Here is a 20,654-nt window from a genome sequence, read left to right on the forward strand (position 1 = left end):
AAAACAGCGCTAAATGAACACCTTTCTTACATCAAAGCAAAGCACCGGAGAACAGGTCTCCGATGCTTCTTAGCATTCCTTATGTTTATGCTACTATTCGTTCATTTGTTCAAAAATCATTTGCCTGACTCTTCTTGCATTGATGTTGCAATACGTACCATTTCGTTCTGAGGCAGATCTGCACTGGTGATCCGATACTCTATACCATCTGTCATCCATGTCAGTGTTTTCAATGCATCTCCGCTGATCATTCCCAGTGTGAATCCAAGATCCACTACACTGGATGGAGCAAGCGACACAGCTCGATCCTGCGGTCTGGCTTCGAATATCGTGTAATTATACATTCCTTCATAACGAAGCATAACCGAATAGTCTCCCGCCTCTTCCAGAATCTGATCATCCTTGAGCTGCACACCTTCTGGCGCATAGGTCGGCTGAATTACGCCGAAGCTGTCTGAGCCTTCCGGTTCTGCGAGTGTTGGCTCTTCGCCTTCCTGACCTGTTGCAGCACCTTCTGTACCTTGCTGCTCTGTGTCCCCACCTACACCTGTCTGTCCATCAGTGACAGCTCCGTCAGGTTCAGGCGCAGTCTGAGGATTGGCAGGTTCTTTACCGCCCTCATTACCGGTTTGTTCCACAGGAGTTACACCAGAATCCGTTCCTGTTTGGCCACCCTCTTTTGTAGCTGCTGTCATGTTACGTTGCATGTCAAAGGCATCTTTCTCAAATTCAGTCCCGAATTTGAAGGAGTCAAACTTCACATCCACAACCACATTGGCATTGGAGTCGGATACCTCCACCTGTTTAGGTGCGTAATCACTTTTGTTCAGCCAGATTTTCTGTCTGACAAGTGCGTGAGTATTATAATTGGCAGCTACATCAAAAACATAGCTCTCCTTCTCATCCGCAAACTGGCGGGTTGTATCCCCCGTAATGCTCCGAATCAATGTTTCATAGAGGTATACCTGTCCCTGATTATCTGGCCAATTGCTCTGAAAACGGAAGCTTTTGTTCTGGCTCGGTGTCAAAACAAACACGCCTTCATCGTTACGCAGTACAATCTGTGTTACATCCTTTTTGGCATTCGTTAACGCAATACGATAATAGGAAGGCTTCTGATGCCATACCTCGACCTTGTACTGCTGCGGCGTATCTCCGGTATGCAGCGTCATCACGCCTGCCCCCTGGTAACTTTCCATCTCTCCTACGACTTCGTTCAGATCTTTGACCACAGCTGCCGCATCCTTCTTCCCGCAGGCGGCAAGCAAGACCGATAAGACCAATACCATGGCAAGCATCCATGATATTCGGCGCATGACATCATCCCCTTTAGCACATGTTTTCACTTCAGGATTGTGCTTGCAGCAGAACCCCTACTTGATTAGTACATGTTATGAGGGACTTGTTCGATATATGCGGACTAGTTTGACAAGCAATCGGCGAAGTCCGTTAATACGGCATTGCTACGCAAAATCAGTCTCGGGGAGGATGTTAACTTTATCCAGAAAAGGCATAGTGGATTGTAGGAAATTATTCGTTTATTGAATATTGGGAGGGGAAGGTATGACGACAACTAAGCTTCGTACATCACTGGAAGGACTGGATGAATTCATCGACGAGCAGCTTCAATTATGGAATGGTGTCGGCACAGCGGTGGCTGTGATCCATAAGGATGAAGTCATCTGGCAAAAGGGCTACGGTTATCGTGACATGGAGTCCAAACTTGAAGTTACCCCTAATACGTTGTTTGCCATCGGTTCAAGTACCAAAGCCTTTACCGCAGCAACCGCTGCTCTGCTTGTGGATCAGGGGATACTCGACTGGGATACCCCTGTGAAGTCGTATATGAAAGATTTTCAGATGTTCGATTCGGTCGCAACAGAACGTATAACTATTCGCGACATGCTCTGTCATCGTTCCGGTCTTCCAAGGCATGAGTTGGTATGGTACAACTCCCCACGTACAAGAGAAGAACTTGTTCGTACATTACAGTATCTGGAACCAAATCAGGATTTCCGAAACAAATGGCAGTATCAGAACCTGATGTACATGACGGCAGGTTATCTGGTTGGACAGCTCAATGAAACTTCGTGGGAGCAGATGGTTCAGAAGACCCTATTTAATCCGCTGGGTATGAACTCAAGTCTGTTCTCTGTTGAAGAAATGCAACTTCAGCCTGACTATGCTTACCCTTATATGGAGAAGGATGGTCAGAATACGAGAATACCTTTTCGAGCCATTGATGCCATAGGACCTGCTGGTTCCATTAACAGCAATCTAGCCGATATGATTGCATGGCTTCAATTCCAGTTGCATCAAGGTCAATGGGAAGGAACGTCATTGATATCTAAGGAACAGATGAAGATTATGCATAGTCCTCAGATGCCCAGTGATTCGCCGTTCATAAGCCAAGAACTGCCTATGAGTACGTATGGTCTGGGTTGGATGATTGAGACTTATCGTGGACATGCCATGATTCATCATGGTGGGGCTATTGATGGCTTTGCATCACAAGTTGCCTTTTTGCCAGAGGATCAGATTGGAATCGTGGTTCTGAGTAATACCAACGGAAGTATAATTCCGTATACGGTTGCTTTTCATATCATGGACCGACTGCTTGGATTGGAGCCCGTCAATTGGAGTTCCAAATTGAGCAAATTAATGGGGAAAGAATCAGCAGAAACGGAGGCTAATCCGGAGAATCCTCTGGAAGTACCTATTCAGCCAGACACTGCCGTTGAGGAAAAAATTGAAGAACCTAACATCATACCTTGTGATCGCCCTTACACCGCTTATGCGGGTATTTACACGCATCCTGGTTATGGCGAGATGTCGATTCAAGAGACAACGGACGGGTTGCAAGCAACCTTTAACGCCATCGAAATGCCCATGGAATACACCAGGAAAGATACGTTTTCCGTCGAACTGGTCACATTCGGGCTAAAGATTACATTTACGTTCACCCTGAATGAATCATCAGAAGTTGCTCAATCCATCTCCATTCCTTTGTTGCTTGAGCCTGGTACAAAGCCTATTGAATTTACCAGAGTTTCGTAAATGATCTGAACTGGTGAACACCTGATTCATTTCCGTTGATGGCTGGTCTGTATATCCTGATGGGGCTTGGAGCGCTCGTCTTTTTCCGAATGTTACTTCGGAGGGCAGAGGAACAGAATCAACATCTACCGTGTGCAGATGCATCTTGATTTCACTTTTCTGGCAACTTTTCCGACAACAAAATAATCATCCTTGGGAGCCCAACTGGCTCTCTTTTTCATGTCCATGATCAACGTTTAGAAGTAAATGATCTTTAACATTTTGTATATTATAGTTTACATTTAGTAAAATATCATGTACATTAGGTTCATGGAGGTGAGCAAGTGGAAGAATTACACAATCACGTTCGGGAGTTACGAGCCAGAGACCGGCTATCCCAAGCAGAACTGGCCAAACTCATTGGTGCATCCCGTCAAACCATTGCCCTGATTGAGCGCGGAGATTACTCTCCGTCGGTCGTTCTGGCACTAAAAATAGCACATGTCTTTCGTGAACCTGTCGAAAAAATCTTTGAACTGAAAGGTGGAGATTAAAATGAAAAATTCATCATCCTCGACCATTAAAAAGCGGTTGCGTCTTCCCTTGTATGCAGCCGGTGGCGCTGTAGTTGGTTTTCTCGGCGCTAGCGGAGTCAGTAAACTCCCTTCTGACTTGAACTGGACGCTGTCCGTGTATTATGACTATGATCTTTTATTCGCAATCCTGGCGGCTCTTGTGGTAGTTATGACGGTGTGGAACATCTTCAGTCTCTCCCGCACGCCATCTGTCCCTCCCATGGAAGATGACGCTTATGGAGATTCCGATTCACTCATCTCTCCCGCAGAGCGCTCCCTCGGAAAAGCGATGATCCTCAGCGGATTCAGCGTTATTCTTACGTTTACCTGGGCAGCACTTGCCTTATCCTTGTATGCATCCAACCGAACCATGCCGAATTCTCCAGAACTGTTCAACCTCTTGAATTTTGTTGCTTCGTGTATCTCTATTATCATCGTTGTGGTCGTGCAAACTCTGACTGTGAAGCGATACAACCGTTATTATCCTGAACGCACTCTGGATCTGAACTCGCGCAATATGAAGAAAGATCATTTTGAGAAGCTGGATGAAGGCGAGAAATGGATTGTCTATCGCGCAGCCTATCGTTCTTTTCAGATGATGAATGTACTTCTTGGTGTTGGAATGGTCTCTATGGTTCTATATTCGATGCTCTTTACCTTTGCTCCATTCCCGATTGTAATGCTCTCTGTGATCTGGATTGCCAACATCGGAATCTATTATCGTGAAACCTATCGTGCGAGTAATCAGTAATACATGGTTAGGTAACTATTTTGTAAATATTTTCATAAAGGAGTGTTTGCATGCATTTATCCAAACGAAAGACCCGTTTCAGGTTCACCTCCCTAACAGGAGCTTTTATGGCTGTGGTTCTGTCTCTCAGTCTGTGGGTACCCGCAGTTCAGGCGGAGACCGCAACTCCAGTAGCTGCTGAACAAGGAAAGACGAAAGCGCTGACAACCGAATCAGCTACAGCATTTCTGGATTCATTCTTCGATTCACCTGAGGCAAAAGCCCATTATGTGGGAGCCTCCGTTGTTGTTGTGAAGGATGGCAAAGTTCTGGCGGAAAAAGGATATGGCTTCTCCGATGTGGAGAGTAAAACTGCGATCGATCCCAAAAATACCGCTTTCCGTGTAGCCTCTGTCTCCAAAACGTTCACGTCAGCAGCTGTAATGCAGCTGGTAGAGCAAGGCAAGGTTGATCTGCAAGCTGACTTTCAGACCTATGTGAAAGGGCTCGAATTTGATAATCCTTTTGACAAACCTGTAACTGTGGAGAACCTGCTCACACACACGACCGGATTCGAGATCCGTGATCCGCAACAGGAAGACATCCATACTGATTTTGATAAGTACATAGCGATGGAGGATTACGCACAGCAACACATGCCTCCTGTCGTTCGCGAGCCTGGTAGCGCCTATATGTACGATAATTTCTCGTTTTTGCTGCTTGGCATGATTGTTGAAAATGTAAGCGGCGAACCCTTTGAATCCTACATGCAACAACATATCTTCAAACCGCTAGGAATGGATAACAGCAGTTTCATGCTGGACAAAAAGTTCCAAAAGCAGCTGGCCACAGGCTATGATGCGGCACACAATCCGCTTGATCTGTACACCATCTCTCCAACACCAATGCCTCAAGGTGGCATGTTGTCTACCGCTGAGGACATCGGGAAGTTCATGATTGCGTTCCTGAATGATGGCGTGAAGGACAACAAGCGAATTTTCAAGGAATCCACAGTGAAAAGCATGGAAAAGTACCGTTCTTCCATTCATCCACTGTTACCAAACACCACGTATGGATTCGAAGCTGCATTCCAGCTTCCCGGAGCAGGAAGTAGTCCAAGTATCATTACAAAAGGAGGCGACCTGACCGGATTCAGCTCTTATCTCTTCCTTATTCCCGAGCAAAATACAGGCGTTTTCCTGACGTATAATCAAAATGGAGCACTTCGTAATCTGTTCTACCCTGCATTCATTCAGAGCTTCTTCCCACAATATGCAGAGCCTGTACAGTTCAAGGATTACACGCCGCAATCCGCAGCTGAGCTGCAACGCTTCACCGGATTGTACGCCGATCTTCGACTTAGCACGATTGTAAGTTCCCTGAAAGGTGGCGGGGATAAGCCAGGACAACTGAGCATTAACGATGTATTCCTAGGTCAACGCAACCTGATTCAGGTGGAAGATAATCTCTTCAAAGATGAATTGACTGGTCAATTCACAGCATTCAAAGAATATGCAGATGGCACCACATACATGAAAGAACCTTACCTCAACCCTATGGGTTATGAGAAAAAAGGTCAAAAGCCTATGGGCTTCCGGGATGTTCGTGAGAACAGTCCTTATGCTGAAGCCATCTATGCCATACAATCTCTTGGATATTATGAGAATGATGCTAACAAGTCTTTCCAACCAAAAACAGCTGTGACACGAGCTGAATTTATTGAGAACACGCTTAAACTGAGTGGATTGAAGCCCAGCAAAACTACGCCTCCAGTTGGCACCGACTGGGCAGATCATGCAGCAGCCGGATATATTCAACTCGGATATGAATTGGGTATGATAACTGGCACGGACGAACAGCAGTTTAAGCCGGATCAAGTGATTATCCGACAGGAAGCCATGGTCATGATGTGGAGAATTATGCAACTACAATATCCTAGCGAACTGTTCAATGATGTGAAACTTGCGGGGCACACAGATGCTTGGGCTGTACCAGCCATTCAGATGATGGCGAAGCTTGGTATCCATGGACCCGAGGTGAAGGTAATGGAGGATGGTTCTGTTGATTTCCTTTCCCGCAAACCTCTGATTCGTCAGGAAGAGGCTGCGATCATGTATGCGCTGCTTACCCAACCAACAGATCAAATCGTCGCTGAACTGATGGCATCTCAACAACCACAAGCAGAACCTGCCGAAGGAGCTGAGCCTGCAGATGAGACATCTGAAACTGCGCCGGTTCCTGTACCAGTAACGGTCCCTTCTGCAACATCAGCACAATAAAAATAAAATATCTTCATATCGATTAGAATTATCATGCTTATGATGCAAGAAAAAACAGGCTTGTTCAGAAGGGTAATATCCTTCTTGAACAAGCCTGTTTCGTTACTTTTCATAACTTATTATTATAGCGATCTGTTACTGAGTTATATCCGTCTCTATTCGATCAACGAAGATACATGGTGGTTCCCGTTGCGCTGATCAAACTTGGCTGCAGCGGTCTGAGCATGCTCCGCAAAGTAATCGGCCAGCTTGAGCAGGTCGCCTGGATCACCTTCATACGGGAAGGATGCTGGCAGACGCAATCGGTATTCTGGAGATTCTTCCACCCAGCGGCGAAGCAACGATGCTGCTCTGGCATAAAACAACATTTTGGCGTAAGGATCTTCATGATCAGCAGCGAACACCAGTGTTTCCTCCAGCACATCAATGCCTTTTGCCGGATTCGTACGTGTGAGATAATCCATCTGCTCCGCAAAACTCTGCACAAAATCGTTCTGGCCTTTAATCAGGCGATATCCCTTGGTCTGATGTTTATCTGCTTCCGCAGTCCGTCCCAACCGATATAGCGGCATCAAAATTTCAGACAAAGTCAGATGCGGAATCTCCGCACAGCTCATACGCCCTTTCAGGATAGGCTGTGCCGCCTCCAACACCTTCTCATCGTCTCCTTTTAACAAGAAATATCGCATAATCTCATCCTGCTCACAGGCTTCGCAGTCACTCATAAAGTCACGATCCATCGTTCTGAATCGATCATAACTGCGTCCCGCTTCCTCCAGCTCCCCAAAATCCATAAAGATCCGGAACCGATAATACCAGTAGGAGCGTTCGCTGTAACCGTAGGACTTGAAACGCCGTCCGAAATCCTCCAACAGCTCCAGGATCTTCTCGCGTGATATTTCCGGGAAGTCGGGCATCTTGCCCAATATCCATTTGTACGACCACATTAACGTTTCTTCATCATATTCTTCGGGCTGTTGGTCGAACTTGCCCAGCTGCCAGGAAAAAGCAATCAGTGCTTTCATCGGATAACCGCAGAATGTTGCTGTCTCCACAATCTCCGATCTGGCTTCGTATGCCTCTTCCTCCATGCCGTTCACATCGGCAACTCTTGCCGCTTCCTCCAGCATACCAAGCTTCGCCGGACCATTCGGCAAGCCATAGGCCTCGTCCATCAGTTCTTCAAAATCCATCTCTGTCTTCATCAGGCATCCCCCTTACGGTCTGTATTTGCACGCAAACCCCAATCTATAAAACGAACAATGCCCTGATTTAACACCTCAAGCTCCTGCTTGCTCATGGCATAATGCCCCATCATCAGTGCATTGACGTATAACATCTCGATGGCAATCGGTGTCATCTGATCATCCGGTGATGTCAGTACCCGCTGTATGATCGGATTACTCACGTTCAAATACAAGGTTGAGTACCCTGCTGAACTCATGTTAGAAGACAATGAACCCAGAACAGAAGAGAACAATTCCGTGCTCTCCTCGCTTGCTTTTTCAAGCGCACGAAGTGTTGAGGATTCCTGAGACAGCGTGAACAACACCGGCAGATCCGATGGCTTAAAACCTTTCACCTCAGCCCGACAACGGAAGCGCTGTAAGGCAGAATCGGCCAGTCGCAAGGCATCATAATACTGATTACGCTCAGCGGGTGGCACATCGGTGAAACTCATCGAGACCTGATCCGGCTGTAGCCGCTCCGTGTGTACGTTGTGCACGGTCATCGGCAGTGTCGCCATCAACTCGCTGTCATAGATGTAACCACCGTTAATCACAAGCATCGATTGTGCGGATGCCACATGATGAATCTGACGGTACTCATCAACAGAGGACGTGAAATACAATGTCTCTCCTTCATCAATTAGCTCACCCAGTTCACGGTGCCCCCTCGTACTCTCAAATGGCAACCAGCGATGAATCATCGCGTAGAATGCTTGATCCTGCACAGCTAGTGCCTTCATGGACAGAGCATGCAGGCGAATCAGCTTCTGTAGCCGTTCCGTCTGGCTCTCAGCCATGTCGGCCAATCCCTTGCGAAGTGCGTCTCCGAGTTCGGAGCGAACTTCCTCCAGCTTTTCATTTTCATAGAAATGTTCCCGTGATGCTGTCGGTTGAAGCTCATCTGTCCAGATCAGACATTTCACGAAGAACGCCCACTCTGGCAAAATGTTCTCAGCCTTCTCCGAAATCAACATTCGTTTCAGGTAAACCCGGTGAGAACGCTTGGCATTCAGATTAACCGCGTGTGGCAGTACAAAAGCAATACCCCCGGTACGGCCTGAAGCCGTTGTCAACGGAATGAAGTCCTGGAATTGCTCGCCAAGCAGACGTTCACCAAAAGCCAATACCTCCGCTCTGCGTGAACGTGCTAGTGCAGGGTCCATCAGCCAGATCGGTGTCTCGCTATTCACCACATGTTGCACGCCGTCATGATGCAGCGTGACCGGATACGGCAATAACGCTCCGTAATAGAACAGAGCTTCTTTCACATAATCTGGTTCAAAGTAGTGCGCCGCGTCCGGAGTGCAACGCAGATATACTTTGGTCCCCGGGGACAGCTGTGTGTCTAATTGTCGAATCGTATAGGTGCCATCCGGCTTGCCCCGCCACTCCATCGAAGGGCCGCCCTTCGCGGATTGCGTCAGCATGACAATTTCGTGACTGACCATGAAACAGGATAACAACCCAATCCCGAAACGCCCGATAAACGAAGTCTCTCCATCCAGCAGCGCTTGCTGCCCCCTCTTCGAGGATTGTCCAATCATCGCCAGGAATTCATGGATGTCAGCTTCGGTCAAGCCGATGCCGTTGTCCTCCACCATCATGGTGAGTTGCTCACCTGCTCCCGTTAGTTCAACACGCACTTCACCCTGATACCCTGGCTCCGCCTCCGTTCGTGCGGTAATCGCATCGGTCGCATTCTGCATCAGTTCGCGCAAGAACACTTTCGGACTGCTATATAGATGGTTGGATAAAATCTGGATCATCCCGCTCAGGTTCACTTGAAAACGATATTCATTGGATGCTGTCATGACTCACTCACCTTCCTCTACGTCCAAACACAATATGTACCCATACGATGTATTCATATGGATGTGTTAGACGAATTCATTATGTAATCGTTAGAAACAGACGTTCCCCGTGACGGGCACGCCACAACATCACGTCAAGCCGGCCCTGGATAACCAAGACCGGCGTTATATGCATATTTCAGGCATTCATGAGACGCAAGGCCTTATCTTTCATTACCACGTTATGAATAGCAATGAAACGGATGTTCTACCCTAAAATAAGGATACATGTTACAAGCCATAGTGAAAACAAACCTGAGACCCGATTTCAGACAGACTTCAGGGTAATTGTGCACCCAACATTCGGGACTATTGACGGAGAAATACATCTTTTTTCGTCATGCATTTGAAGTTTAGTTCTTCTTCGTTTCGTCACCCTATGGAATAGTCGGGCTGTGCAGATTGAGAAATAAATATACGCAGGTTATGATGTGGAGATATATGCTATGGGATGATTATAGAGAGGAATGGAACAACTGTATGGAATCCAAACTACTTCAAAAATTAAAATATGCTTCACAATTAACGGCACAGGAGAAACATATTGTGGACTATATCCTGAGCAACCCCGAAGTTGTATTTGATTCTACAGCCCATGAACTGGCTCAGCAGACCTATACAAGCTCATCCACCATTGTTCGCCTATGCAAAAAGCTGGGTACCAAGGGGTACCCAGACTTTCAGCTCAAGCTTGCTCTTGAATATCAACAGATACCTTCCGTGATGCAAACGCAGGATCATGCAATTGCAGAACAAGGCAACGTGCTGGCTGCCATCGACTCGGTTCCTTACCTGTATCAGCAGGCGCTAGATGATACGCGCCGGATGTTAAATGCTCCTGTTTTGCTACGAATCGCGAACTGGGTCAAAGAATCCGTACGCATTGATGTCTATGGCAGTGATATGAATTATTATCTGGCTCAACAGGCTTGTGCCAAGTGGAATGAACTCGGCATATCTGCGATTGCTCACAATAGTCCGAACATGCATTATTTGAACACGATGAATCCCAATAGCCTGACGCTGTCTTTTGTTATCTCACACACAGGTGAGAACCAATCCATGATTGAAGCCGCCAAAGTGCTCAGCAACAAACAGATGAAAGTCATCGCGGTCACGGGCAACAACCATTCAACCCTCTCTAGACATTGTGATGAAACGCTGCTGGCTTATGGATACAATGAACAATTACGACTGTCCAAAATGTCTGCGATGGTCTCTGTACTCTACATTTTCGACATGTTATACATGGGAAGCATTAGCGACACGTATTAACGATTACCGTTGATCCGCTGCAAATACAATCCCGGCATCCTTACGCGCACTCATGAGTACACTCATTACAGAATGGCTGTGTTCGAGCAGTTCGTAACACCGTTTGTGATCCCCATTTGCATGGATGTCCCTGAACGCTTCCCACTCATAGTACAGCCAATTGGATTTGGTCTGCGCATTATACTCTTCAGCAGGCTCATTCCCGATCTGAAGCTTGATCTCCTGGCAACCGTTTGCTCCTCCCACAACCTGAAGATAACCTTTCTCGCCCTGAATGAGCACAAAGTTCATGCTGTTTGTGTCTTTGGCACCTACACATTCCGCAATAAACTCCGGATACTTAAGAACCACAACACCTGATGTATCAATGCCGTTTGCATGCTTGTTCGCGGTGTACGATACGGTATTCGGACTGCCAAACAGATTCATGACCAGATGCAGATTATAAATATTGATATCCATCAGCGCGCCACCAGAGAAATGTGGATTGAATACGTTCGGCGTTTCCCCTGCAAGCAGATCATTGTATTTGCGCGAGTATTGACTGTAATTACACTGGATGAGTTTGATCTGGCCAAGCTTTGGTAGTTGCTCCTGTATGACTTTAATATTGGGCAGATGAATGTTGGAGATGGCTTCAAACAACAACAGATTCTTTTCTTTTGCAAGTGCAATCAACGTCTCTGCTTCCTGAAGCGTGGACGTGAACGGTTTTTCGCAGACGACATGTTTGCCATGTTGAAGTGCCTGATAGGCCTGTTCGTAATGCATGCTGTTTGGTGAAGCAATATATATGAGATCTACATTTGCATCTGAAAATAGGGACTCCAGGTCCGTATAGATGGTACTTACCCCATATTTACTCGCAAGTTCCTGTGCTGTCTCTCTCTTCCGGGAATACATCGCTGTACAAGTGACATCTTCCAGTTCATTTATCGCGGATAAAATGGCATCCACAATGGACCCTGTACCAATCGTTGCTATATTCATCATATCGTTTCGCTCCTGTCGTTGGTTGTTTGTCAGTTGGCTCTCTTCGCTGCTCTGGTTGAGTGTAATGTTATCACGATCAAGTCAGGCGGAGAATGCTTTGGGACGGGATTGGCAGCATCATGCGCAATTCGATTTCAGGTTTGAATGACTATGAAATTCAATTTCATTCTCTTCTTTTTTTCATGTTTGAGATCTAACATATCTTCCATAGTTTACCGATATAACATAAGGAATTAACGACATACATATAGAAGAACGAAGGGGACGATGAACGAATGAAAACAAGGTATACATACGTACAACGCACTATCTGTACATTGCTGTTATTTACACTCATTGCAGCAGTGACATTGGGAGGTGGAACCGCGGCCCAGGCAGCTTCACTTGGCCAATCCACAGTGTATTATGAGTCCGACGGAGTTTTGTACAAAGTATCCGCGGATGGAAGCAATACAACAGAAGTATTAATTGATTTCCAAGGTGTGGACTTGCACGCGGCAGGCTCTTATCTCTACTACACGCAGACTGCTTCTTCCACAACCTTGCTTCGGGTTCCGAATGACGGGTCCAGCGATGCGGCAGAGACATTTGCTACAGATGTACTCAGCTATTATACGGATAACGGATTCATCTATTATCTGGATGCTACAGGTACCATTTATCGCGCGAATGGCAATAGTGACGCTTCAGCTGTCACCAAGATTGCTGATAAAGCAGATACCGACTTCCCATTCCTCCTGGTAACCAAAGGGCGTGCCTACTATAATGCGTTGGTTAATGGAAACACGTGGATCGTGTCCAAAACGTCCAACGGTGCTGGAGCTGTGCAGCGGATTGCCGCAGGCGCAGTGGAAGGACGTTATTTTACGAATCAAGCCAAAAACGAACTGCAACTGATGGTAAATACAGACCCCTACGAGGAGTTTTACTCCACCAATGCTGTTGTCATGTATAAGGTGAATTACACCACTGGTAAAGCGACCGCTGTTAATCCCAAAGCCAAACTGGATGTGAATGCTGTATATTCCGGTGGTTGGGGAAACAATCTTTACGTGTATAACAAAGGAATCGTTCTCGACAGCAATAAGGATTACAATTATGCCAAAGGCAAAGCGTTTGCGTTAACAACTTCAGCCAAAACACTTCAGCTTCATAACAAAAGCGTTCGTGAAGTAAGTGCCTTAGGCACAGACAAGGTTGTCCTTATTGATGCAGACAAAAAGGCTTATGCCAAAACGGTCTCGGGCAACAAAGTGACCAAGTCTGCCAACCTGAACCTGACAAATGTAACGTATGTGGCGAATCAATTGACCAATGGTACATCTACGGCAGCGTACATCTCGGGCAACAACGGACTCTATTCGGTCAATACAGCTCTTAAGGTAACGAAACTTACCGGGGACGAATGGGATACATTCCATATCAGAGATGATGTTGCGGGCCTCTTCTACATCAATGCCAAAGATCAATATCGCTTGTATCACGTGCAAACGGGTGGAACAGGGAAAAAAGTAATGAGTGACGTTTTCCTCGACAATATTCTATTGGTGACACCGTACTAACATATCATGTTGATGCAGGCGTATAGCCCATTCAACGGACTTGTCCATAACAAAAAGGATTACCTTATAGCCATAACGGCTCTTGGTAGTCCTTTTTTGGTTGACGAAAACTATTTTTCAAAAACATCTTCCATATGAGAATGATAATTGTTATCATTAAGAAAAATAAGACAAAAGGATGGTCCGTATGACTGAACAGTTTCCCTTCATTGCTGAAACCTCATCTCTACCGCTCCTCTCCTCCATGTGCCGTGTGCGTCGTGGGGAGAATTTCCGTGTGCAAGGCAAGACGGTGTCACGGCCCATGCTCTGTCTTATTTTGCAAGGAGACGGTGTTCTGGTCCTGAATGATACAGCCTATACGGCTCAAGCGGGCAGCTTGTTTGTACTGAATCCAGGAACAACCATCGAGGCTGCTGCACGCTCGAATGTGACCGAATGTATATTGCTAAGCATGGATACGGTTTGTTTGCAGCAAGTGCGCGGTGAATGGAAAATGACTTCATCACCCGCCTTCCCGCTGGATTGGGAGACAGGCAGGTTGCTGGTTCGTCATGAGCAGCAGGCTGTATTACGTTTGGAACAACTGTATGAAACCTATCGCGGTCTTCAACCGGATCACTTTATCAGCATACATAGCCAGCTGCATGAACTGCTACAGTTTCTCTCGGAGAACAGGCTGGAAGCCAATCATGAGAAAGTGGACCCTGCCTTGGAACGCAGTATTATGTATATGAGACGTTACATGAGTGAAGGAATCAGCATGGATCAGCTTGCCAAGATTGCTGGACTCACCCCCAGCTCTTATTCACGCAGTTTCAAGAAGGCCAAAGGCATGTCACCGACCGATTACCTGAATCGTTTACGTATAAACGAAGCCAAAAAACAGCTGACAGAGGAATCCTGTATCCTCAAAGACGTCGCGGTATCTGTCGGGTATGGCAATGAGTATTATTTTAGCCGCAAATTCAAACAAACCTTGGGGATTGCTCCCAGCGTATATATGAAAAGAGATCAACTTCGCGTAGCTACGGCATCCATTATGGGATTCCATGAGAATCTCGCCTCGCTTGGACTGCGCCCTGTAGCTGTACTGGAGGGAGTTCTTGACCGAGAATCGGATGAATATGAACAAGAACGCCGATTAACCAGACAATTCGATCAACTTCGGCAGGCGAAGCCAGACTTGATCATCGGTGACTTTTACCACAAGCCCTACTATGATCGCCTGAAAAGTATTGCACCCACCATCATCTTGGAGTCCACTGATGACTGGAAAGAGAACCATATTCGCATAGCCGAACTAGTCGGACGTGAGAAGCAAGCGTTGCTGAATTTCAAAGAACTTGAATTTCGCAAGCTTGAAGCAAGCCTGAACCTGCAACCCTATTTCGGACAAAAACGGTTGGCTCTGATGGAGGTTACGAATCAGTTCATTCGCTTACAAGGGACTGGCGAGCATCCATTAAATCACTTGTTGTATGCTGAATTGGGACTCCAGCCTGCTCAGCTTGTATCTCCCGAAAGTTCCAGAAATGAGTATGTAGCGGATAGTATTCCCGTGCTGGACACGGATTACCTGTTGATCCATCGTGCTTCGCTCCAGCCTGTCAGTGAAAAGGTGTTCCGACGCATGAAACAAACGGCATCATGGAATCGATCCCCTGCTGTATTGTATGGTAACGTTCACGATATTTCGAACTGGCAACGGTTATGCTGGACCCCAAGTGGCCGGTTGCAGATTCTGAACGAACTGGAACAGATTGCTCAGCAGTCTGTAGTCTTTCCTCAGGCGGGTCTGATCGGACATTAGATGTGAACATAGGTCGATACGATGGGCAAGATTATCTTTTAATTTTGTTCCTTCATTATATTTCAGTAAGATATTGCACAGGCCAAAGGGCCCTCTCCTATAACGGAAAGGGCCCTTTGCATGTAATTATGAATGTTCCTTGATCTCTTCCTTCGGAACCAGCTTGTATATCTCTTCATTTTCCATGGTATCAATCAACCGATCCAACCATTTGTAATATGCTTCCGCTTGCAAAACTTTGTGTTTGTCTTCCATCAGAATGTGGATAAGTTCAGCGTCTGCCTGCTCATCCAGACCTTCGACTAACCGATTCAGTTCTTCAATTGATTTGCGTAGAATCTGAAGGTTACTCTCCACGGCTTTTCTCCATTTAATTGCAAAATAATCCGTAAACGTCTGATGCCAGTCATATTCCACTTCATATAGGTCTTTTCTGGAGCCCTTGCTCCACACTTTATTTACCATTTTCAAATCCAGCAGTGTTCGTACACCTGTACTCATACTCGTTTTGCTCATTTCCATTTCCCGTCCCATATCGTCAAGGGTCATTGGTTTGTCTGCAAAAAATAGCAATCCATATAAGTGTCCCGTCGACAGCGTAACGCCGTAAAGATCCATATTACGTCCAATGGCTTCAATGACGCGCTTACGAATCTTCAGCACGGTTGCCTGCTGTTCCTCTTGTAAATGGTCCAAGCCCATGCTTGCAACCTCCATTCTGAACATTCCACAGTCTTTGGCGAAATCATTGCAACACTTTAAAAGTCCTGCTTACATGGGAAAGCACTCGGCCGGACATCATATATGCCAGAGGGCTTTCATTCACCCAATGTATGAAAATGGGAACTTTACCAGGCTACAATTGCCTATGACTATCTTTTAACCAAAAAATTCAGCTTCAATTCAGCTCATTTTCTATTGTAGGAAAAGCAATGTCAAATGTAAAGCTGCCTTATTAGCCAGAATAAGGAGAATGACGGAGTATTTGGACGAAAAACTTTGTACAGTTTTTACTGTACAAACATTATGTACTGTTTATTCGGTTGATATACTGGTTAAGTATTGTTAGACTTAAAAACGTTACCCAGAAAGACGGGAAGCGAAGCAACAATTACCGGATTTCGTGGCTGGGCGCATAAGTGTATGGGCTTATGGATGCTGAAAGCCGTTCGAAGTGCACAACACATCAGAAGGGGTGAAAACATGACCATACTTGAAGTGAAAAACGTAAGTAAATTGTTTGGACCCCAAACCGAGCAAGGTCTGCAATTACTGGAGCAAGGTTGGGGTAAAGAAAAGTTGGCCAAAGAAAAACAGATAACGGTTGGTGTCAACCGGGTCAACATGGACATTAAGGAAGGCGAGATTTTCGTTATTATGGGACTGTCCGGGAGTGGTAAATCCACACTGGTTCGGATGTTCAATCGTCTGATTGAACCAACATCCGGAGAAATTCTGGTCCATGGTAAGGATCTACGCAAGATGAACAAAGAACAATTGCGCGAAGTGCGCCGGAAAACAATTAGCATGGTCTTCCAAAAGTTTGCGTTGTTCCCGCACCGTACCGTTCTTGATAATGTGGAGTATGGATTGGAAATACAAAAAGTAGATAAGGAAGTACGCCGGGAGAAGGCGAAAACCTCACTTGAGCTGGTTGGCCTTAAAGGCTGGGAAGACAAAATGCCAGATGAACTTAGTGGCGGGATGCAGCAACGTGTCGGCTTGGCGCGTGCACTTGCCAATGACCCGGAAGTACTACTGATGGATGAAGCCTTCAGTGCACTTGATCCATTGATTCGCCGTGATATGCAAGATGAGTTGATCGAGCTTCAGGATAAAATGAAAAAGACCATTATTTTCATTACCCATGACTTGGACGAAGCGCTGCGCATCGGCGATCGTATTGCCCTCATGAAAGACGGCGCAGTTGTGCAGATCGGTACACCGGAAGAAATCATGATTCAACCGGCCAACTCATATGTGGCCCGCTTCGTCGAAGACGTGGATCTGTCCAAGGTCCTCACTGCCGCTCACGTCATGCGTCGCCCTGAGACAATCACACTTGACCGCGGTCCTCGGGTAGCCCTCGAACTCATGCGCGAAAATGGTGTCTCTAATCTGTTTGTCATTGACCGTTCGAAGAAGCTGCTTGGTGTCATTACTGCAGAAGATGCAACCCGTGCAATGCGCGAAAACAAATTATTGAATGACATTCTGATCACGGACGGGCCGACAGTGTCGCCTGAGACCTTGATTCATGAATTGTTCGAGATTGTAAGTTCAGCCCATGTGCCGCTCGCTGTTGTTGGTGAGAATGGCCGTCTGCAAGGTGTTATCGTCCGCGGTGCCCTGCTGGGTGCACTTAGCGGTGAAGTTGCAGTAAAGGAGGAACTTGAGAATGATTCCCAAAATACCACTAGCATCATGGATTGAATCCATCGTTGACTGGATGAGCTCCTCGCTCTCCGGATTGTTTAATGTAATCTCTATTGTTATTCAGGCAGTAGTTGGATTCTTCTCCGGGCTGTTCATGCTGCCCCATCCACTCCTGTTCATTGCCATATTGGGTGTTCTTGCGTTCCTCGTAGGACGACTCCCACTGACACTATTTACGGTTATCGGGTTCTTGCTCGTAGATAACTTGGGATACTGGTCCCAATCGATGGACACACTCGGCCTGGTTATCACTTCAGGATTGGTTTCGATCCTGCTTGGTGTACCTGTCGGAATCTGGCTCGCATACAGTAAAACTGCGGCGCGTATCATTACACCGCTGCTTGACTTCATGCAGACGATGCCTGCATTTGTCTACTTGCTGCCTGCAGTTACATTCTTTAGTCTAGGTGTCGTTCCAGGTGTTATCGCGTCCGTTATATTTGCGATCCCGCCAACGATTCGTCTGACTCACCTGGGAATCAGACAGGTATCTAGTGAATTGGTTGAAGCAGCTGATGCATTCGGCTCAACTTCCATGCAAAAGTTGTTCAAAGTACAGCTTCCACTCGCTTTGCCTACCGTGATGTCCGGTATTAACCAGACCATCATGCTATCACTGTCCATGGTTGTTATTGCATCCATGATCGGTGCTCAAGGTATTGGTGCGGAAGTCTATCGTGCCGTAACACAGCTTCAAATCGGTAAAGGTTTCGAAGCCGGTCTGGCCGTTGTTGTACTCGCGATTGTTCTGGACCGTTTTACACAAAATGTATTTATGCCAGGTCGCAAAAAGACCTCACGCATTACAGCCAAGCAAAAAGCATGGATCACTGCTGCGGCAACATTCCTTGTGCTTGTAGCTGGTTTCTCACAATACTTCGTTGGTGGCACAACTTCGGCTGGTGGCAACAATTCAGCAGCCAATGCTGTAGGTCAAGAAGTGAATTATCAGATTATTGGTATCGATCCAGGGGCTGGTATCATGAAGTCTGCTGCAAAAGCGATCGAAGACTATAAACTGACTGACTGGACTCTGATTGAAGGCTCTGGTGCAGCCATGACGGCCACGCTGGACAAAGCCATCAAAAATGAAGACCCAATCATTATTACAGGTTGGACTCCACACTGGATGTTCAACAAATATGATCTGAAATATCTGGAAGATCCAGAGAAATCTTTCGGTGATGCTGAAGAAATTCATACCATCGCACGTAAAGGTCTGAAAAAAGATCACCCTGTTGCGTTTGAATTCCTGTCCCGTTTCCAATGGACATCGGATGAAATGGGTGAAATGATGACTGCTATCCAAGATGGCACATCCGCAGAAGAAGCAGCTAAAGCTTATGCTGAGAAACATGCCGATCAGATTGCTGAGTGGACCAAAGGTCTGACTCCAGTGAACGGTGATGCATTCAAACTCAGCTATGTGGCTTGGGATTCCGAAATCGCAAGTACGAACTTACTGAAATATGTGATGGAAAACAAATTGGGTTATAAAGTTAACGCTCTGCAAGTCGAAGCCGGACCAATGTGGACGGGTGTTGCCTCAGGCGACGTAGATGCCTCTCCAGCAGCTTGGCTGCCATTGACACACGCAGACTACTGGGAACGTTACAAAGACCAGGTGGACGATCTGGGGGCTAATATGACAGGTGTACGTACAGGCCTCGTGGTTCCTAAGTACATGACTGAAGTAAACTCGATTGCAGATCTGGAGACAGGTGCCGCTTCTTCCACTCCATCGGCGAATGCCAATGTGGGAAATGAAGTGAATCATCAAATTATCGGTATTGATCCAGGTGCCGGAATTATGAAATCCACAGCAAGTGCCATTGAGAAATACGGTTTGTCTGACTGGAAACTGGTTGAAGGTTCAGGAGCCGCAATGACGGCTACGCTGGATAAAGCTGTTAAGAATAAGGAACCGATTATCGTTACCGGTTGGACACCACATTGGATGTTCAACGCATACGATCTGAAATACTTGGAGGACCCGGAAGGCGTCTACGGTGAAGCTGAACAGATTCATACCATTGCCCGCAAAGGGTTAAAGGAAGACAAACCTGTCGCTTATGAATTCCTTGATCGCTTCTCCTGGACAACTGAAGATATGGGTGAAATCATGATAGCCATACAAAATGGAGAAGATGCTCAACAAGCTGCTGCAGCTTATGCCGAAAAGCATAGTGACCAAGTAGCTGAGTGGACCAAAGGTCTGACCCCGGTGAATGGTGAACCCATCAAACTAAGTTATGTAGCTTGGGACTCCGAGATTGCAAGTACCAACTTGCTGGAGTATGTTCTGAAGGAAAAACTCGGTTACAATGTAACTTCCCTTCAAGTTGAAATCGGTCCTATGTGGACCGGGATCGCCAACGGTGATGTAGATGCTACACCAGCCGCATGGTTGCCACTTACTTCTGCAGATTATTACAACAAATACAAGGATCAGATCGATGATCTGGGTCCGAATATGGACGGTGCCAAAACAGGTCTGGTTGTACCAGCCTACATGGACATCAACTCCATTGCAGACTTAAAAGATAATTAAACCAGATTGAGTTGTATAAACCTGAATTTGGTAAAAAGACCACCGAAATTTTTCGGTGGTCTTTTTGCGTGTAACTTTTACTTGGGAATGCCTTCTAGCCTAATGAAAGCCTGAATGTACCTGAAGTGCCGTTAAAGTGGATTTTCTCCCTTTTAATGAAAAGCTTCGCTCTGGATAGGATCAGGAGTCAGCTACTCACACACACGGTTGGAGCAGAGCAAGTCCAAGCGCTAGCTATGATGAACGTAACCGCAAAAATAGCCCTCCATATTGCTGCACATCGTAGGTTAAAATGGAAAGTAAGAACCACCATTTCAGAGCTACA

Annotated in this window: 14 protein-coding genes; 9 read left to right on the top strand and 5 right to left on the bottom strand. The window is 46.3% G+C overall.

Features of this window, described 5'->3' with window-relative positions:
* Positions 1-116: 116 nt before the first annotated feature.
* Positions 117-1,316, bottom strand: coding sequence for an outer membrane lipoprotein-sorting protein (locus J2Z28_RS21070; RefSeq protein ID WP_211084154.1), 1,200 nt, complete (start codon positions 1,314-1,316; stop codon positions 117-119).
* A 247-nt stretch (positions 1,317-1,563) separates the two neighbouring features.
* Here J2Z28_RS21070 and J2Z28_RS21075 point away from each other — a divergent pair, with 247 nt between their 5' ends.
* The 4 genes from J2Z28_RS21075 to J2Z28_RS21090 all read left to right on the top strand — a co-directional run bounded on the left by J2Z28_RS21075 (position 1,564) and on the right by J2Z28_RS21090 (position 6,620).
* Positions 1,564-3,057, top strand: a complete 1,494-nt coding sequence (locus J2Z28_RS21075; RefSeq protein ID WP_211084155.1) for a serine hydrolase — start codon at positions 1,564-1,566, stop codon at positions 3,055-3,057.
* 323 nt (positions 3,058-3,380) lie between these two features.
* On the top strand, positions 3,381-3,590 hold the full coding sequence (locus tag J2Z28_RS21080) for a helix-turn-helix transcriptional regulator (protein WP_017690042.1): 210 nt from the start codon (positions 3,381-3,383) through the stop codon (positions 3,588-3,590).
* Between the two features lies 1 nt (position 3,591).
* A complete protein-coding gene (locus J2Z28_RS21085; RefSeq protein WP_211084156.1) occupies positions 3,592-4,362 on the top strand; it encodes a DUF3169 family protein in 771 nt (256 codons plus the stop codon).
* A 50-nt stretch (positions 4,363-4,412) separates the two neighbouring features.
* The gene (locus tag J2Z28_RS21090; RefSeq protein ID WP_211084157.1) at positions 4,413-6,620 is read left to right on the top strand and encodes a serine hydrolase domain-containing protein; all 2,208 of its coding nucleotides are present in this window, start codon (positions 4,413-4,415) and stop codon (positions 6,618-6,620) included.
* A gap of 155 nt (positions 6,621-6,775) precedes the next feature.
* Here the strand turns inward: J2Z28_RS21090 and J2Z28_RS21095 are convergent, their stop codons facing one another.
* Together J2Z28_RS21095 and J2Z28_RS21100 are read right to left on the bottom strand one after the other, a co-directional pair.
* A complete protein-coding gene (locus J2Z28_RS21095) occupies positions 6,776-7,825 on the bottom strand; it encodes a hypothetical protein (RefSeq protein ID WP_036611202.1) in 1,050 nt (349 codons plus the stop codon).
* On the bottom strand, positions 7,825-9,660 hold the full coding sequence (locus J2Z28_RS21100) for an HSP90 family protein (protein WP_211084158.1): 1,836 nt from the start codon (positions 9,658-9,660) through the stop codon (positions 7,825-7,827). The genes J2Z28_RS21095 and J2Z28_RS21100 overlap by 1 nt, the downstream gene beginning before the upstream one ends.
* 519 nt (positions 9,661-10,179) lie before the next feature.
* Here J2Z28_RS21100 and J2Z28_RS21105 point away from each other — a divergent pair.
* A complete protein-coding gene (locus tag J2Z28_RS21105) occupies positions 10,180-10,974 on the top strand; it encodes a MurR/RpiR family transcriptional regulator (protein ID WP_244988442.1) in 795 nt (264 codons plus the stop codon).
* Positions 10,975-10,977: 3 nt separating this feature from the next.
* On the opposite strand, the gene J2Z28_RS21110 is transcribed toward J2Z28_RS21105, so the two are convergent.
* Positions 10,978-11,964: a Gfo/Idh/MocA family protein gene (locus tag J2Z28_RS21110; RefSeq protein ID WP_211084174.1), complete on the bottom strand. Its 987-nt coding sequence runs from the start codon at positions 11,962-11,964 to the stop codon at positions 10,978-10,980.
* A 278-nt stretch (positions 11,965-12,242) separates the two neighbouring features.
* Between J2Z28_RS21110 and J2Z28_RS21115 the strand changes: the two genes are divergently transcribed.
* Together J2Z28_RS21115 and J2Z28_RS21120 are read left to right on the top strand one after the other, a co-directional pair.
* Positions 12,243-13,529: a DUF5050 domain-containing protein gene (locus tag J2Z28_RS21115; protein ID WP_211084160.1), complete on the top strand. Its 1,287-nt coding sequence runs from the start codon at positions 12,243-12,245 to the stop codon at positions 13,527-13,529.
* Positions 13,530-13,716: 187 nt separating this feature from the next.
* Positions 13,717-15,342, top strand: coding sequence for a helix-turn-helix domain-containing protein (locus J2Z28_RS21120; protein ID WP_211084161.1), 1,626 nt, complete (start codon positions 13,717-13,719; stop codon positions 15,340-15,342).
* 126 nt (positions 15,343-15,468) lie between these two features.
* Here the strand turns inward: J2Z28_RS21120 and J2Z28_RS21125 are convergent, their stop codons facing one another.
* The gene (locus J2Z28_RS21125; RefSeq protein WP_036611216.1) at positions 15,469-16,044 is read right to left on the bottom strand and encodes a GbsR/MarR family transcriptional regulator; all 576 of its coding nucleotides are present in this window, start codon (positions 16,042-16,044) and stop codon (positions 15,469-15,471) included.
* Between the two features lie 501 nt (positions 16,045-16,545).
* Here J2Z28_RS21125 and J2Z28_RS21130 point away from each other — a divergent pair.
* Positions 16,546-17,775 carry a quaternary amine ABC transporter ATP-binding protein gene (locus J2Z28_RS21130; protein ID WP_211084162.1) on the top strand — a complete coding sequence of 410 codons (1,230 nt, stop codon included), beginning with the start codon at positions 16,546-16,548 and terminating at the stop codon, positions 17,773-17,775.
* Positions 17,741-20,329 carry a glycine betaine ABC transporter substrate-binding protein gene (locus J2Z28_RS21135; protein ID WP_211084163.1) on the top strand — a complete coding sequence of 863 codons (2,589 nt, stop codon included), beginning with the start codon at positions 17,741-17,743 and terminating at the stop codon, positions 20,327-20,329. Before J2Z28_RS21130 ends, J2Z28_RS21135 begins: the two co-directional genes overlap by 35 nt.
* Positions 20,330-20,654 lie beyond the last annotated feature (325 nt).

The sequence above is a fragment of the Paenibacillus xylanexedens genome (assembly GCF_017874615.1).
Lineage (GTDB): Bacteria > Bacillota > Bacilli > Paenibacillales > Paenibacillaceae > Paenibacillus > Paenibacillus xylanexedens.